The organism is Zavarzinella sp., from assembly GCA_041399155.1.
GTDB lineage: Bacteria > Planctomycetota > Planctomycetia > Gemmatales > Gemmataceae > JAWKTI01.
Window position 1 is genome coordinate 816,418 of record JAWKTI010000002.1, and the last position, 16,769, is coordinate 833,186.

Here is a 16,769-nt window from a genome sequence, read left to right on the forward strand (position 1 = left end):
TCCCAGATTAATTTGTTTCAGCAATGATGGTTTATTCCGAATCAATCGGTACGGAGTCTGGTGCCTCACCATGTGGTGAACTGTTATCATCCGAAGGCAAGCGTACCAGAACTGATCGTAACCGACCTTGCACTAGCGGAGGTAAAACTCGCCGTATCTCATCAAGGCGTCGCTTCAAATCAATTAACGAATATAGGATTTCTGGAACCACGACGCTATTAACAAGTAGATCAAGAGTGCCAAGGTGCCCAGAAATGATCGATGATTGGATAATCGCCCGCATGGCGACTACGCGACGATCGGTTTGGAGATCTTCCCGGTTCACTTGCTGGAGCAGAAATCGCTGAATTGAGATTTGGAATTCCTCTGACCCCTGTCGAATTAATTCCAGTATTGTCAAGCAAAATTGTTCAAGTTCATCATTGGCAAAGTTCGTGAAAATATAACCCAGCCAAGTTGGGTTTTCTTGGATCCAAATCATATCTTGTACCACGATCATGCCAAGCCCAACTGCTGTTCGAAATTGGCAGAGCAAGAAATCTCGGCCATCTGGAGATAACTCTCCAATTATTCTTAATTTTTCAAGCAATGGTGTTGTGGCATCTTCATCAGCTTCGGGCTCAAAATGGGTCAAATCTTCCGAATGATTTTGCTCTCTCGATGCAAATAGCCAACGGATCGCGATTGGATCGAAGGCTGCGTCGATCGCTAGAATGGGCGGTTCCGCGATCCCATCTCGAACTGGGAATCCAGCACGAAGACAATGTGCAACTAATACGTCAACAGTATCTTGGTGGTTCCTAAGTAATGTAATTTCGCTCGCAGGACCAGCCTCCAGGAGAGAAATCCGCCAAAGAGCAGTAAAATGTGTCGTAACAAATGCGAGCGATGATGGAGCACGCTGAGGGCGTCCTAGCAAAGAACTAATCGCTGAGCGATGTGCAAGTTGAGCAGGGATACTAAGCTGGAGCAGACTGATGATTTCTGAATTATTCCCAAGGTCCCTCGCGTTATATGAAAAAATCTCAGCAGTTACTTGTGCAGCTGACCACCAGGCTAGTGAGGCGATTATTGTTGCATCCGAAATGTGTGAATTTACTTCCAGTGTCTGGACATAATGTTGCGCAACAGTGTGCAGAAAATGCCATGTCTTGCCGCGAGGAGTGGATTTTGCGTCTGCTGTAGTGAATCCGCTAAGAATGTCAGCGACTCTTGAGCAAGCCTCTGTTTGACTTTCGGAAGGTACTATACTAGGCATGCTTAAGAAAACGCGGCAAAAATGGTAGCACTTCAACGGGTGAGCAAAGTCATCTGCCCAAGTTGAGATCTCGTTCCATACACCTACATTACCGTGAATTAAAGTCCATGCCCGCACAAGGGATTCAATAGCAAATGGTGCGGCTAAAGGAAGGTGGCCGAATCTTTGGTAATACCTCTCAAGGGATTCTGTTAGAGTTTTCTCGGAAACCTAGATTTGAATTAATTCTTCGGAGCTATTTCTGGGTAAGCTGTAACATGTAATGGGGATGCTTTCGAGTAAGCCTATACGTGGCTCAAGTAGTTGCCTTAACGCCACATTGATTTCCTCCTCCCATCGAGCTCCGTGTGCTTGGTGAAGTCGAGCGAGAGCAAAGAGGAAATCTTTCGACATTGCTGTAACTAATGCACGGGCGGCAGTGCGAAACTTAACATTGTCCGTATGGGTTATGTCCGGTGTTAACTCTTCTGCTGCCTTGAGAGTGTTTGGCGTAAAGAAATGTGTAATTGTTACTTCAGAATGAAACAGATGCTTCATCGCTGCGTTTCGCACAATGGCAGAAGAGTGAAACAAAAAGTCCGGAATATAGTGTGCCTCGTCCGGTTCGCCGTCTTGAGACGTTCTCAGAAACATCCATGGACCGAAAGAATAGTTAATCAGTTGTGGATGAGATGAATCAACTAGAGCTGATAAAGCAGTGGCATTGGGTTCAAAATCAGAAGACTTACTAATACCTAATTCAGCTAACACAGTGCCAAAGCGAACACTTAGTTCTTGGTGAAGGAATGCAGTTTTGACTGTTAAGCGGCGAAAGTTTTTTATTTGTTCTCGATACTCATGAACTATTGGTTGCTCCAACTCTACCTCGATAATAGCAGACATGATGTCATCGTATTCTTCGACAGTTACCTCTAGTTTTTCTGTGATAGCGACACGTGAATCATTCGAACGCTGGATATCTTGGAATTGAGACGCTTTCAGTAAGGCGAATGTGAGCAAAAGGCGGGGGATGTCAGCTGCAGCGACAGTGCAGGCAGCATGCGGCAGGTTGCGAGGAGAAGGCGGTAGGAATTCGCTCACGCACCATTTCGTCAAAGACATCCTCACCTCCCCGTCAAATCTGGCATCATGCCAAACTTGCATCAGAAATTGTCCGATAGCCTCTACCACACAAGTGAAATATCGCAACCCAATTGTGACTGGTGGCGTTGTAGGCTCTTGTCCACAGAAGAGTCCTGGGTCCAAGCAACAATCATGAACATACCGACAAATATCGCGAAGCTCTTGACCAGGAGGGAAGTCAATATGTCGTATCCGTTCGGTGAACGACTGTCTTGTGTAGCGTGGTAAGCTGCTGGTTTCTTGTTTCAAGGAGATCAGTGATGCTGAAGAATCGTCGCAATTTAGAACTGGAACAATCTTGGCGAGTGCATTTGCAGCAGCAATTGACAAGTGGGTTTTCGATTGCGGAATACTGTCGTCAGCAGAGTTTGAGTGCGATTCAATTTTATTTTTGGAAACGAACCATTATGCAGCGAGAACAGGAGATTATTTCGATACAGCCCAAGTCGTTTGCTGGTAAAGCAGAACCAATGCCGTCAAAATCTTCCGCTGGTAAACGACAGGTGGCACCAAAGGTGGCAGCGGGTGAAACTGCCCAGGCATCAGCACCAGTCAACCATCAGCCCGGTGCACCAACAAGCAAGGAAGCAGAACCGCCCGCGTTCATCCCGGTCGTTTTTCAACATCTCAAGGTTCCACAATATAGCGATACGCCGATCGAGATTATTCTGTCTGGTCAACAAACGATCCGCGTACGGGCGGGATGCGATCGGCAATTACTAGCAGAAATCGTTCACCTGCTGGGAGAATCATCATGCTGAATCTGCCCGACAGCGTGCGTGTATTCGTGGCCACGCATCCCGTGGATATGCGGCGAAGTTTTGATGGCTTGTGTTTCCTGGTTCAGCAATATTTGGGTCAGGATCCGTTGTCTGGTGATCTGTTTGTCTTCCGCAATCGCCGTGGCGACTGCTTGAAATTGCTCTGGTGGGATCGTGATGGCCTGGCCATCTGGTACAAACGCCTGGAACAAGGCAACTTTCTGTTTCCGAAAGATCCCAGTGCCGTTCTGACGTTGACCGGCATTGATCTGCAACTGATTCTGCAGGGAATCGATCTGAGTAAGGTTCAACGTCAGCATCGTTATCAGCGACCAGCCGACTGAAGATTTCACTGGCAAATCAGTTCTCAATTGATTTCAGAAAAAATATCAAAATTCTCCATGATTGATTGATAGTTTTTGCTACCTCGCGCGTCTTAATAGTATGAGCGAGTCATCGGCTGATCACGATCCTTCTCTACCCGTTGACCTCGGTCAGTGTCATGAAATAATTCGGACAATTTCCGAAAAGTATCTGCAGCAACAAGCACTGATTGAATCCCTTCAGAACCAGATCAACAACCTGATGCGATCTGGTCGGAATCAGAAACGGGAATATTTTGACCCGGGCCAAGGGGAGTTATTTGAAGAGCCGGAACCGGAACCAGAGCCTGTTATCGAACTCGAACCTGAACCAGTTATCGAGCCAGAATCGCCAACTCGTCGCAAAGGTCATGGACGCAAGCGGCCACTGACAGATTTGCCTCGGCAGCGGGTAGTGATTGATCTTGAGCCGGAACAGAAAACCTGCTCCTGCTGTCACCAGCCGCTGACAAGAATTGGCGAAGTGATCAGTAGTCGTTACGAATACAAACCTGCTTCAATATTTGTGATGGAGTTTGCCCGTCAGAAATATGCCTGTCAACGTTGCCTTGATCGCCGGCCTGCGGATAACAACCCTGTACCCGTCAATGACTTGATCCGCGTGGCAGAACCACCTGCAAATCCGATTCCCAAGGGAAATGCTGGACCTGGGTTACTGGCTTTTATTCTGGTCAGTAAGTTTGTTGATCATCTGCCGCTGCACCGGCTCGAACGATTGTTTCAGCGAGCCGCTCTGAAGTTATCTCGCTCTACAATGTGCAGTTGGCTGGGCGATGTCGCGCAATTGCTGGAGCCACTTTATTGCTGGATGCTGGCGGATCTCTTGCAATCCCGGGTAATTCATATCGATGAAACCAGTTTGCCACTGCAGAAAAAAGATAATCAGCGTCAGTTGCATCCCGCCCGCATGTGGGTAGCGATTGGTGATGCACTGCATCCGCATCTGATTTATGACTTCACACTGAGCAAAGCACGCGCAGGGCCAGAAGCACTGCTGAATGATTACAACGGCTACTTGCATGCGGATGCAGCCAACTTGTACGACCAGTTGTACACCCGGCAAAATATGACCGAGGTGGCGTGCTGGGCACATGCGCGGCGCAAGTTTCATGAGGCCCAGATTACGGCACCGCTGCAGGCTGCGCGGGCCATGGTGCTGATCAGCAAACTGTATCGGATTGAAAAGGAGATTAAGAAGGATCTGGCTGAGCAGTCCTGGGAATTGTCTGTGCAGGAAGCGTCTCGAGTGCAGATTCGCCAGGAAAAAGCAATTCCCGTGTTGAAAGAATTGCACGATTGGCTGCATGCGGAGGCACCAAAGTTGTTGCCCAAAGCCCGATTGCCAAAGCGGTGAACTATGCGTTGCGCCATTGGCAGGCCCTGCACCGATATACCGAGCAGGGGTATTTGAATATTGATAATAATGCCGCGGAGCGGCATTGCGAGTGATTGCCCTGGGACGCAAGAACTGGCTGTTTGCAGGCAGTGAACAAGGCGGTCGCAATGCAGCCATCATCTACAGCATCGTGCAATCGTGCCTGCACGCGGGTGTGGAGCCGCAGGCCTACCTGACCGATATCCTGGCAAAACTGCCCACCTGGCCCAAGGATCGCCTGAGCGAGCTATCCCCTGCAGCCTGGAAACCTCAACAATTCGACAACAACAATCCCACACCATCCTGAATCCATCTACCCGATTCTAAACAATTGCGAAATCTCAACGAGCTCTGCAAGTTGTGAGAAACTCAACTCACGGATGTATGAAATCAGAACAGTCGTTCACTGAACGGGTACATATGTCTGCTTGCGAACTCTATCAGGATCTCTGGCTTAGGCACCATGAAGCGGTATCGCCACTTGGCTAACTGGAGCCAGGCATCGCTAAATTCTGCGATGTTCAATTTCCCATTTTTAGCGAGAGTAACTAGCAATTGCTCGGCTCCGAAGGCTTGTCCATCTTGACCATTGCGAGCATTGAGTAATTTTGTCTGAAGAAAGCGGTCATCAGCTAACAGGGGGATCTGGTGCTGATCGGCAAGTAGTAGAGCATCGAGGGTCGGATGGATTTCAGCAGAATCGGTCAGGCCTTCAGCTTCTATCATAGGTTCAGGATGATTCGGCATAGTAGGTTTTACACGCTCATCCGACGTCAACATCCCGCGGAGTTCCCTGCTCCAATTCATCCGTTGAGCCCGCCGATCAACACCCAGCAATTCTTGGCGCATTGATTCAATATCACCCGGATCTAGATAAAACTTAATGCCTGTGACGAACTTATCAAGCAGGCCAGCTTTGTGCACAGTTACCAAGGTTGATAGTCCAACCCTGATCCCACTCAATGCCGCGGTATGGAACATCGCGCCATCGCTAGTTGGGCGGTGGCACATTTGCAGTAAGCGATCCGTTTCTGCTCTTGATAGCTGTCCGACCCGCTTCAGCCAATTCACGGCATCGGCCAGATGAAAGTGAGCAGGTTTTTCTTCCAGATGATGCTCGTCAAGTGTGGGCAGAGTATTGGAAGTCATAGAAAGTGAGCGGAGACTTCCTTGATCGACAGCAGCGAGGATAGCCCGTCTAGCAGCAATTTCAGAGGGCTGGTGAGGTTGAATTGTTCGATATTCTTCAAGAAACTGCTCGAGGTACCTTGCAGGGAAAAGGATTTGACCAAAAAAGGTGAGGGTGCGATCAAGGAGGCCAAGTCTGTGCAAGGGTATCCGTTCGGTGAATGACTGTCTTGTGTAGCGTGGTAAGCTGCTGGTTTCTTGTTTCAAGGAGATCAGTGATGCTGAAGAATCGTCGCAATTTAGTACTGGAACAATCTTGGCGAATGCATTTGCAGCAGCAATTGACAAGTGGGTTTTCGATTGCGGAATACTGTCGTCAGCAGAGTTTGAGTGCGATTCAATTTTATTTTTGGAAACGAACCATTATGCAGCGAGAACAGGAGATTATTTCGATACAGCCCAAGTCGTTTGCTGGTAAAGCAGAACCAATGCCGTCAAAATCTTCCGCTGGTAAACGACAGGTGGCACCAAAGGTGGCAGCGGGTGAAACTGCCCAGGCATCAGCACCAGTCAACCATCAGCCAGGTGCACCAACAAGCAAGGAAGCAGAACTGCCCGCGTTGTAACCGTTCACTTATGTTGTTGCAAGTTTCGGTGCAGGTTTGCCTTTCCGGTGTGCGTTGATCGCTTCTTCCAGATAATCTAATACGTTTCTCCCCTGTAGTTTCAATGTTTCACATACCGTCAGGATTCGCTCTGCGAACCGACAGCCACGAGCACTTTGAGAACCAAAGCTGCGTCGCCGCCACAACACAGCGCGACGTTGTACACGCTCCGCATCATTATTCGTTGGCGGAACATGCTCATGGTCGACAAACAGCCATAAACGCCTTTCTACTTTGGCCACCCTCTCGCAAAACCCTGCAACTGTTTGGTCCTTACTACCTTGCCCCTGTTTCAGCAGCGTGCGTACGCGTTCCTTCAACGGTTTCATCCGCTGTTGCAATGTTTGGCGACTTATCTGATGATCTCTCGTAAAAATATGCCATAGCTCAAATATTTCCTTGTGTAATTCAAGCCAGTGATCCACGAGTTTTGTCGCTCGCTTACTTCGTTTGGACAATGCCTCCCAGTTGCGTTTCAAATGTGCCCAACATAATTGATGGCTATCTTCAGGAAGGTTCTTCACATATACCTTCCAGCGATCCGTACTGACAAATCCAGGGAGTGCTTCACCCATAAACGTTTTCAATGCATCAATATTGCGACGTGCATGAATGAGAAATACTACGATATGAATCTTTGCCGCAATCGCTGTCCATAACCAGCGTTTGTGGCCCGCCTCTTTCCAGCCCGTTTCATCAAACCCCTTTACATCAGCGTTTTTAACTTTCTCACGAGCTTCCTCATAAGGTGCGTCCAATGCCGGAATTGCCTCGGCTTCCAGATTGCTGATGGTTCCCAAGGATATGTCTATGCCAAAAATCGTTTTGCAAGTTCGTTCGATTGACCGTTTACTCAATCCATCCTGACCCACCATACATAGCAGAGCAGCTGTCAATCGAGGACCGGTGCAATGGTTGCGGTACTCGGCAGGAATGGTCATCGCCGTTGTGTGTCCACAATCAGCACATTTCCGGGAATGACCTTCATATTGTGTTACGATTAAAGGCTGCTGTGGCAGTTCAACTTGCTGATGAATCCTGGGTTCAGGTAGATTCGGACAGCCAACAAGTGATTTGTGGCAGCGAGAACAGGTTTCTGGCACGAACTTGATAAAGGAGTCCACACTTTCAGGAGGCAAGGGTTTTCGCAGATTTGCCTTGTGACCATGTTGTGCCCCGCGTTTGCGACCAGTCGGCTTTTGGGAAGCTAATTTTTCTTTTTCTGCAGGTTCTTGCTTGTTAGGCGGTTTCAGCTTGTCTTCCAGATCACGAATGCGAGCTTCCATCGCCAGTATTGTCTTTTGTTGTTGCTGAATAATTTGTTGCTGATCCATCAGCTGTTGTTGCAGCAAATGAACCTGCTTGAGCAATTGCTGGCACCCAGGACATTCGGAATTGAACGACTCGATTTCCATCACCGGATTATAGAAAATGGCTGAAATTTGCGAAAGGCCAATTCCCGAACCGGTGAACGGTTACCAATGTTTTTCAGCGACTTTTTGAGGACATGCCGAAAGATACACCACTGGAAAACATCAAACGAATATTCATCGATAGCTCAGTAGTTCGAGCACATCAACATGCTGCTGGCGCGGCAAAAACTGGTGACGACGATGATCAGGATCTTGGGAGAAGTAGAGGGGGATTGAGTACGAAGATTCACGTTGCATGTCTTGACGAAAACACGTTAATCGCAGTGGAAGTAACTCCTGGACAAGCTGGAGATGCACCTGAATTCGACAATCTGTTTGATGAAAGCATCATACAAGTTCCTGATATCGAGGAAGTTGTTGCAGATAAAGCTTATGATAGCGATCGTATCCGATCAAAAGTGATCGAAGAAGGGGATATTCCAGTACATATCCCAAACAAATCAACTGCGAAGGAAGAATGGCCAATCGACAAAGAAGCTTACAGAAGCCGTAACAAAATAGAAAGATTCTTTAATAAATTGAAGCAATTTCGAAGAATTGCAACTCAATACGACAAACTGTCAGACTGCTTTCTGAGCTTCATTCATCTGGCTGCTACGTTCATCAAATGCCGTTCATTCGTCAACAGAACCTAGCTTCGACATTGAGACTAGAGTATACTGTATACTAGACCCCATTGTCAAGACCACAAAAACGCTTTCGAGAAGCGATTTTCTAATTTCATGATGTATTGCTGCAACGTCCTTTCACCAGAACACTCCAGGAAGTTGCCGTCGAAACATCATCCCTTCTCATGGACTTCTTTCGGGATCCAGCATACCAATGGGCAGCCAGCTCCGCGTGGACCTCGGCAATCGCAGCGAAGAAGCCATCGCGGCGCTGCGCCATCACGCCGGCGCCAAACGAGCCCGCGCGGCGGAAATCGAGGCCGACGATCCCGAACTCATCGCAGCCAGCCGCGGAGTGGACGGCCACGCGATCACGCTAAACCTGCTGGGACGTTTCCTCGCCCGTGCCCACGGTGGTGACGTCCGCCGGCGCGACATGGTGAAGTTCAAGGAAGCAGACCGCAAGGGACAAGGCGGCACGACCTTCAAGATGCTTGCCGCGTTTGAGAACTGGTTTGACAAGTGCGGCGAATTCGGCGCGCGTCGTCTACTCACCATCCTGCGATTGATCAGCCTGTTGATCGTCCCGCAGAATGGGGATGCCTAGGAGTACTGCGAAACCCACCTGTCATCGCCGGGCTGACCGACCTGTTATTCATGAACAGGCTGGATCAGAGCACTGGACAGGCGAAGGGATATCCAATCCCTGATGAGAATTGGAATACTGCGTCTTCGTTTTTCGCCGATTTTGGGCTTCTGGCAATTCACGCTGACATCAATTCGGAAACGGCGATCGATTGCCATCCTCTGATTCGCGAACACTTTGCTCATCACATGCTCAAAAGCCAAGTTGACGCCTGACGATCTGCGCATGACCGGTCGCACTTTGTCTTGTTTCAGGCGGTGCAATTCAAAATCGCTTACCCATAAGACACCCGCGAGTAAATCGAATATCGGACAACAAAAATGAAAAAACGCACAATCGTTTTCGAATGACCCCATTTTCTTGTCCGAAATCAAAGAGGCTAGCGTGTAACAAGGTAAGACTCCGCATCACAACTCATTGAGTTCGTGCAACCGAGTGCAAATGGAACAAGGAACATAACGGTTCCATTTGTGTTGATATGAACTAACTACATCGGTCACGTATTCTCGACTGAGTTTGCAAAGTTGGTCATCATTGACTTCGAACATAGTTAGAAGAGATATTGCCATGGTACCTTCACCTTTTTATCTTCGTTCTATCCTTGCACCATTCTTACGAATTTCGCTTTTTCAGGGTGTTGTTACGCTAGGAAGAAGCTCTAATGCAAATATTGTAGTTGCAGACAAAAGTGTTTCTCGCCGTCATGCCGAATTCAAAATCATCAAATCGGATGTCGCGATTCGTGATCTCGATAGCCGCAATGGCACATATTTAGATGGTGTTCGAATCAAGACCGGAGTGATTGGAGCGGGCCAGATAATCCGCTTTGGATTGATCTCGTTTTATGTTGATAAAACCGCAGCGCAGGATGAAGATACGTTTGATTCCAGCCTCCCGAAGTCAAAGACCAATCGATGCTGGAAAGAGTGCGAATCCGGCTTGACGAACGCTCAGGCGCGTGTGTTGATTTTGCTTCTTGAAGGTTATTCTGAAATCGAAATCGGCTTGAAATTACACATCAGCAGACATACTGTTCATAATCACGCCCGTGCCATTTATCTCGCGTTTGATGTGCACTCACGGTCGCAGCTCATGGCGTTTCATGCCAGGCAATTGTAAAAGTGATTCGCGAGTCCAAGACTCAGCCGATCCCAAATTAGCCTGTTTAGGTCATGGCACCGACAGAGAAAAGAACAATAACACTTGATAGGTTCGTTAGATTCTGTTTTGAAAAGACTCTCACTATTACACAGAGATGATCACTTATGCTCAACAACGGCGATACTAAACGAGAATATAAAGTAGCCGGCAAATCGGTCCGGGGACTAGGCAGTTTCCACAAAACGCTGAAACACAATGAATTTGGCGAAGTGGATTCCGGCCAGTTTGAGAAGCTTGTCGATGCAACCGAGGGAGCTGCAGCATTCAAAGATGTGCCAAGCTTTGCCAGCGGTGCGGCTAAACTGACAAATCCCCAGTGTGGACTTGCAAGCGATCGCCTGACACAGCACCCCGCACATTATACGATGCCACCTGCACCGCAAGTGCTCTCCATTACGACTGCTGCCGAAATGACTGAGTTGTATTGGATGGCGTTGCTCAGGGATGTTTCTTTTGATCAATTCGCAGACGATCCGGGCGTTAAGTCCGCGGCTGCGGAGGTCTATGCAAAGTTTCAACTGGCGGTTGCAGATACTGATGCAGGGCATCTGATGCCGGGAATTGATGTGCCAGACGAATCTGGCAAGCTGGCCAAGATAACACCGCAGAATCTTTTCCGCCTCGGCCTGCCAGGAGATGAATTTGGCCCGATGCTCAGTCAATTTATGATTCGGGATATTCACTACGGTACTCAACAAATTGATCAGAAACAACTTCCTTACGCAAAGGACCGCAACTATCTGACCGAGTTCACTGCATGGCTTGATGCACAAAACACTGGACGAGACATCGACGGAAACGACTATTCCACTGCCAATGATGGTAATCCAGATAATTTCGAGAAGGACCGAAGATACATTGCTACACCCCGCGATCTTGCTCGTTTTGTGAATAAGGATGCCTTGCACCAGGCATATTTCAATGCCACGCTGCTGCTGTTATCAGGTGGTGCACTTTGGACAGACGGCAATCCATATGGGGACAACGGCAGTCTGAACAAACGCGAAGCGGGCTTTGGTGTTCTTGGGGGCCCGCATATTCTCGCACTTGTTTCCGAAGTCGCTACTCGAGCGCTCAAGGTCGTCTGGAGATCAAAAGTGGCAGGTTCACCTGCGGCTAAGACCGGAGGCATACGGCGGACTTGTCCACGTGCAGAATATCGGTGCGCCATCGGGCAAGAGACCTTACGGGCTGCCGGGCTGGGTTGCAAGCACCGCTGCTGCAAAGCAGGTGAAAGATAAGTACAAGAGTTTGTTGTTACCAATGGCCTTCACGCCGGGCAGTCCTAATCATCCCGCGTATGGAGCTGGTCACGCTACCGTTGCCGGTGCGTGTGTCACTGTACTGAAAGCATTCTTCAAAACAATTAACAAGACCAAGAGTAAATCAGAACCGATCAAGTTCAGCACTCTTACCGAACGCGAGACGCCCTATTCGAAACCCCAGCCGATTCAATCTTACATAACCAGCGCTGAACATGAATGTGTGCGAAAAACATTGCCGAAAGCAGAAGCGGACAAACTCACCATCGAAGGTGAATTGAATAAGCTCGCGATGAATGTCGCGATGGGCCGCAGCTTTGGCGGAGTGCACTGGCGAACGGACAATACCCGCAGTCTTATCCTGGGTGAAGCGTTGGCAGCACGGATTTTGGCTGATATTACGCTGGATTCCAACGAAAAACCCACTTTTGAATTCCGCAGTTTCAGTCGAAAAAGCGATGGTAAACCCAAGATGATTTTGATCCGCCAGGGCAGAATCTACGTGGATGGTGATCTTGTTGAAACGAACACAAGTGCGCTGTAAATGCAAACAGGTTTCCAAGCAAACCGGCTGTTAGGAAACGCGTGACATGCATTCTGGATCGTGATAGGAAGTTAACAAATTACACTATACGAGGCAATTTCATGAACGTCAGCGGATTATACGAACGACAGGCCAATAATGATGTTCCATTTTCCCGCGAGAATTTGCGTCTTGATGTGGATGGTACTTTTCCACAAATGGCGGCAAGCGGAACCGGGTCGTCCGGGTTGCAGTTCAGCGCCCATTGGGTTGCGCGGCCTTTGACGCAAACAATCACTTTGGATGGCGAAGAGTGGAGCGGGCCGATTGTTCAAAAGTTCGGGAACGTAAACCTGATGCCGTACGATTTTATCTCGATACGAGTTGAGAATGGCCAGTTACGCGCAACGTTTCAACGCACAGGCTTTCCTGATCGCGTGAAGGATTTCAATTTCAAATCTCCACACTTTCGAGAAGTTACGTTCGAATACGACGCGGAGGAGGGTGTCGACCTCTTGCTGGAGTACGAGACGCATTCGCATGTGGATCGGCCAGCGACCTTAGCGAACGAAACGCTGAGCATTGATAATGTGTTTGAGCGAGCCGGATTCGACGTGCTGCGCACCGGGCAGGACAGCATCGTGCCCAATGCCGGTTCCGGCACGAATGAACGATGGAGTTCCAATGAAATGCATGACGCAATGCAGGTTCATTTCTCTCGGTTCGCGGCGTTGCCACTTTCTCAACAAAACCAGCCACGCTGGGCGTTGTGGACGTTCTTTGCAAAACTGTACGAAGACGGTCCAAGTACAGGCGGCATTATGTTTGACACGATTGGGTCGGCACATCGTCAAGGAACCGCAATTTTTCGAAATTCCTTTATCTCCAATGCCCCTTTTGGAGAAACCACAGTTGATGCCTGGCGGCAACGTATGGCGTTTTGGACTGCAGTTCACGAGATGGGCCATGCATTCAACCTTCTGCATGCCTGGCAGAAAACATTGGGAACCCCCTGGATTCCTCAGCCATCAGGATACGACTTGCTGACATTCATGAATTACCCTTACTTGTATAAGACGGGAACTTTTTCAGAAGCGAATACTATCCGTTTCTTCAAAGATTTCGACTTCCGTTTCACAGATGATGAACTCTTATTTCTGCGTCACGCGCCTGAGCGCTACGTCATCATGGGTGGAGCAAACTTCGGGACCAACCACGCACTCGAACAGGCGCGTCTTTCGCCTGTGCCTGCCTTTGCTCTCGAATTAAGGGTTAATCGTGAGACACCGGAATTCGAGTTCATGGAACCGGTTGTCATCGAAATGAAGCTGACGAATACAACCAGTCAGCCGACATTAATTGAAGAACATCTGCTCCGCATGAATGATTCGATGACGATCCTGGTCCGAAAAAGAGGTGAGGAAGCCAAGGCGTTTCATCCGTTCGCGCATTATTGTTACCAGCCGAACTTGATTGTGCTTGAGCCTGGCCAGTCCGTATATGAGTCGCTGTTCCTTTCCGTTGATCATCATGAATGGCTCATTGATTCGCCGGGATACTACTCAATCCAGGTCTGCCTGCAACTGCGTGACGAAGACATTCTTTCCAACGCGTTCCAGGTCAGGGTGGCTCCGCCAGTGAATCGCGACCAGGAGTATCTTGCTCAGGATTATTTCAGTGAAGATGTCGGTCGTGTGATCACGTTTGATGGAACATTAGTTCTGACGAAAGCGCATGATACCTTACAGGAAGTATCAGCTCGGTTTCCAAAGAGCAATGCAGCTATCCATGCGAACGTTGCTTTACATATGCCCCGTGCCGCACCGTACAAACTTCTCGTGGCATCCGGCGAAGATAAGGATTGTCGCTACGAAATTAAAGAAATTGATGCCAGAAAGGCAGATACGCAGGCGCTGGTGAAACTGCTTGGGGATCCCAAAACGGCCGATGAAACAGCCAGATTCCTGGGGCACATCGAATATGGATACTATGCAGAGCGCGTCAGCGATGCATTGAAAATGCAGGATGAAATGGAAGACGCTCACGCGGTCACCCAATGTATGCACGATACGTTAGAATCGCGAGGTGTTCCAGAAAACATATTGGCAGAAATCACAGAAACGATCACAGACGAGCCGACAACGGAGAAGAAACCACGCAAACGCAAACCGAAGTAAAGGAGTTCATTGAAATGCTCGGTCATTGCTTCAGGGAGGCAACTCGATGATTGAAGTGATCATGTTCGATTTAGGCGGGACGTTAGTTTCCGGGTCTCCGCCCGTGCCAATGCCTGGTATTCTTGAAGCGCTGGCAGACATCCAGACGTTGGTGGATTCTAACGGTAAGCCATTGGACTGGTGTTTGGTTTCCGATTTCTACAGTGTTACACCTCCGGCTGTTCCGAACAAAGTGTCCGAAATGGAGAATCAATACAAGGTTATTCTGCAGGATACTGGCCTGGACAGTTTCTTTTCACCCTTCGACCAACGTGTGACCTTATCGACGCATCTGGGAATTCTCAAGCCGGATTGTCGAATTTTCCAATTGGCATTGTCACGCCTTGGCCGCGGAACATTGCCCCTGGAGAAATGCCTTCTGATTACAGAAGAGGCATTTCATGTGTCCTTCGTTCGATCGTTCGGGATGAAGGCGTTACGGTTTGGTGCGATTGGTAATCCAGGTGTGGATTTCAGTTCGTGGGCTGAAGTGAAAAGCCTGATCGCTCAGTATGTGTGATTTCGATTGTTTACGTTTAACTAGGATCAATTACGATGAATCGCTTTCAACGTGTTCAGGAAATTTTAGATACCGCTGTTGGCGGGCCGAGTGCACCAGCTGGCCCGCATAGCGCTTTCTGGCGTGGAATCACACGAGATGAATTCGTAGCGAAGAAAATCTTTGGCCTGGAACTAATCACAGTAGGCAGCGGGGCAGGTTCAATTCTTATCAAAGCATTGAAAGGCGAGACACCTTTTGGAGCAGACACCGGAAACGATGAAGCAGATTACAACCGCATGCCTTCAGGTCGAGATCCTGTCCCCAATGAAGATATTACCTTCATCCAGCAATGGATCGACGAAGGCTGCCTGGAAGATCCCTACGTCGCTGTCGCCCCGCTTGCCTGGCGTACAACCAATGCCCCGGTGGCAAGTGCACGCACGGATGACATCTGGTTCAGCGATCCGCTTACCGGCTGGGCCGTCAACAGCGATGGCACAATTGTCAACACGATTGACGGAGGCGTTTCCTGGAACATACAACACTCTGCCCCGGGTGTTTATTTTCGATGCATTAGTTTTGCAGACTCGAGTAACGGTTGGGCAGGGACATTATCAAGAAGTCGTCGACTGTTCCAAACCGCTGACGGAGGCAATAACTGGACTCGGGTAACCAATCTGCCCGCGGATGCTCCCGTTGCCATCTGCGGAATCTCTGTTGTCAATAATCAGGTTGTCTACGGTTCAGGTACCAATCGGCCAGAAGATTTTCCCGGCATCATCAAGACAACCGATGGCGGAACTACATGGTCCGCGATCGACATGTCCGACCATGCATCGATACTGATCGATGTATATTTCACAGACCCCATGCACGGCTGGGTTGTCGGAGGCAAAGCGAATGAGCCAACACCTACAACGCGTGACAAAGTCAAACCGGTAGTGCTGGAAACCAACGATGGCGGTGTCAGCTGGATCAACCGGCTTGCCGGTCAGGAAGACATGTTCCCGTTCGGCGAATGGGGCTGGAAAATACAATTCCTCAATGACAAACTTGGCTTTGTTTCCCTGGAAAACTTCACAGCCGGAGCAATACTCAAGACCGTGGACGGCGGTAAGACCTGGAAGCGAATCAAGATCAATGACCCGCAGGGAAATGTGAACCTTGAAGGAGTCGGCTTCATTGATGAACAACGTGGCTGGGTAGGCGGTTGGGGGTCAGATTTCACACCGCCTGGGCCGACAGGTTATTCCAGTGCAACGACCGATGGCGGGGAAACATGGACCGACGCCAACGAAATCGGCTTGCGAATTAACCGCTTTCGATTTTTTGGCAAGCCGGTAACCGTAGGGTATGCCTCTGGATTTACCGTGTATAAGTACACCTCGTCTCCATTGCCAGCGATAAGCACAGAGGTAGCTTCTAACCGGACTCGTCCGCTTTTGCCAGTTTCGAACATCCAATCCACGACGTTCCCAGTCGACATACAGATGGATATTCCTGACGGTACCAGGCGTCTCACCTTGCATGTCTGGGATCGCTTCGGTGTCGATCACGGTTACATTCTCGATGAAGTGCGACCCGATTCTGGATTACAGTTTTTCCGTTGGGATGGCATTGATGACCGTGGAAACGCAGTAATTGACGGTGATTATATTCTTCGACTGACTGCGGATGATACTTCTGCCAGCAGTACGCTGTCGTATCGAAGCGTATAAACGGAAAA

The 16,769-nt window shown here is 49.0% G+C and carries 16 protein-coding genes and 1 pseudogene; 13 read left to right on the plus strand and 4 right to left on the minus strand.

The genetic code is table 11. The annotated features are described in order from the left end of the window. Positions 1 to 31: 31 nt before the first annotated feature. On the minus strand, positions 32 to 1,258 hold the full coding sequence (locus R3B84_13370) for a hypothetical protein (protein ID MEZ6141557.1): 1,227 nt from the start codon (positions 1,256 to 1,258) through the stop codon (positions 32 to 34). A gap of 210 nt (positions 1,259 to 1,468) precedes the next feature. Next, positions 1,469 to 2,359 (minus strand): hypothetical protein, encoded by an 891-nt coding sequence (locus R3B84_13375; GenBank protein ID MEZ6141558.1) that lies wholly within the window; start codon positions 2,357 to 2,359, stop codon positions 1,469 to 1,471. 281 nt (positions 2,360 to 2,640) lie between these two features. Here R3B84_13375 and R3B84_13380 point away from each other — a divergent pair, with 281 nt between their 5' ends. The 4 genes from R3B84_13380 to R3B84_13395 all read left to right on the plus strand — a co-directional run bounded on the left by R3B84_13380 (position 2,641) and on the right by R3B84_13395 (position 5,206). Beyond that, entirely contained in the window at positions 2,641 to 3,141 is a 501-nt protein-coding gene (locus R3B84_13380; GenBank protein MEZ6141559.1) for a hypothetical protein, read from the plus strand. Further along, on the plus strand, positions 3,135 to 3,485 hold the full coding sequence (tnpB, locus tag R3B84_13385; protein MEZ6141560.1) for an IS66 family insertion sequence element accessory protein TnpB: 351 nt from the start codon (positions 3,135 to 3,137) through the stop codon (positions 3,483 to 3,485). Before R3B84_13380 ends, tnpB begins: the two co-directional genes overlap by 7 nt. A 100-nt stretch (positions 3,486 to 3,585) precedes the next feature. Beyond that, entirely contained in the window at positions 3,586 to 4,878 is a 1,293-nt protein-coding gene (locus R3B84_13390; protein ID MEZ6141561.1) for an IS66 family transposase, read from the plus strand. Positions 4,879 to 4,969: 91 nt separating this feature from the next. Beyond that, positions 4,970 to 5,206 (plus strand): transposase domain-containing protein, encoded by a 237-nt coding sequence (locus R3B84_13395; GenBank protein ID MEZ6141562.1) that lies wholly within the window; start codon positions 4,970 to 4,972, stop codon positions 5,204 to 5,206. A gap of 83 nt (positions 5,207 to 5,289) precedes the next feature. Here R3B84_13395 and R3B84_13400 read toward each other — a convergent pair whose 3' ends face one another. Further along, complete coding sequence (locus R3B84_13400) at positions 5,290 to 6,375, minus strand: hypothetical protein (GenBank protein ID MEZ6141563.1); 1,086 nt, start codon at positions 6,373 to 6,375, stop codon at positions 5,290 to 5,292. 77 nt (positions 6,376 to 6,452) lie between these two features. Between R3B84_13400 and R3B84_13405 the strand changes: the two genes are divergently transcribed. After that, positions 6,453 to 6,653, plus strand: a complete 201-nt coding sequence (locus R3B84_13405) for a hypothetical protein (protein ID MEZ6141564.1) — start codon at positions 6,453 to 6,455, stop codon at positions 6,651 to 6,653. An 8-nt stretch (positions 6,654 to 6,661) separates the two neighbouring features. On the opposite strand, the gene R3B84_13410 is transcribed toward R3B84_13405, so the two are convergent. Further along, positions 6,662 to 8,107 carry an IS66 family transposase gene (locus R3B84_13410; GenBank protein MEZ6141565.1) on the minus strand — a complete coding sequence of 482 codons (1,446 nt, stop codon included), beginning with the start codon at positions 8,105 to 8,107 and terminating at the stop codon, positions 6,662 to 6,664. 77 nt (positions 8,108 to 8,184) lie between these two features. On the opposite strand from R3B84_13410, the pseudogene R3B84_13415 reads away from it, so the two are divergent. From R3B84_13415 to R3B84_13450, 8 genes and pseudogenes are all read left to right on the plus strand, one after another. Further along, positions 8,185 to 8,760: pseudogene (locus tag R3B84_13415) on the plus strand (IS5 family transposase). Positions 8,761 to 8,947: 187 nt separating this feature from the next. Next, on the plus strand, positions 8,948 to 9,340 hold the full coding sequence (locus tag R3B84_13420) for a hypothetical protein (protein MEZ6141566.1): 393 nt from the start codon (positions 8,948 to 8,950) through the stop codon (positions 9,338 to 9,340). 606 nt (positions 9,341 to 9,946) lie between these two features. Then, positions 9,947 to 10,498 carry an FHA domain-containing protein gene (locus R3B84_13425; GenBank protein MEZ6141567.1) on the plus strand — a complete coding sequence of 184 codons (552 nt, stop codon included), beginning with the start codon at positions 9,947 to 9,949 and terminating at the stop codon, positions 10,496 to 10,498. 146 nt (positions 10,499 to 10,644) lie between these two features. After that, positions 10,645 to 11,781 (plus strand): hypothetical protein, encoded by a 1,137-nt coding sequence (locus R3B84_13430; GenBank protein ID MEZ6141568.1) that lies wholly within the window; start codon positions 10,645 to 10,647, stop codon positions 11,779 to 11,781. Further along, positions 11,771 to 12,346, plus strand: a complete 576-nt coding sequence (locus tag R3B84_13435; protein ID MEZ6141569.1) for a hypothetical protein — start codon at positions 11,771 to 11,773, stop codon at positions 12,344 to 12,346. The genes R3B84_13430 and R3B84_13435 overlap by 11 nt, the downstream gene beginning before the upstream one ends. A gap of 101 nt (positions 12,347 to 12,447) precedes the next feature. After that, positions 12,448 to 14,502 carry a hypothetical protein gene (locus R3B84_13440; protein ID MEZ6141570.1) on the plus strand — a complete coding sequence of 685 codons (2,055 nt, stop codon included), beginning with the start codon at positions 12,448 to 12,450 and terminating at the stop codon, positions 14,500 to 14,502. Positions 14,503 to 14,548: 46 nt separating this feature from the next. Next, positions 14,549 to 15,061, plus strand: a complete 513-nt coding sequence (locus R3B84_13445; protein ID MEZ6141571.1) for a hypothetical protein — start codon at positions 14,549 to 14,551, stop codon at positions 15,059 to 15,061. A 35-nt stretch (positions 15,062 to 15,096) separates the two neighbouring features. Further along, positions 15,097 to 16,761 carry a YCF48-related protein gene (locus R3B84_13450; protein MEZ6141572.1) on the plus strand — a complete coding sequence of 555 codons (1,665 nt, stop codon included), beginning with the start codon at positions 15,097 to 15,099 and terminating at the stop codon, positions 16,759 to 16,761. Positions 16,762 to 16,769: the final 8 nt, after the last annotated feature.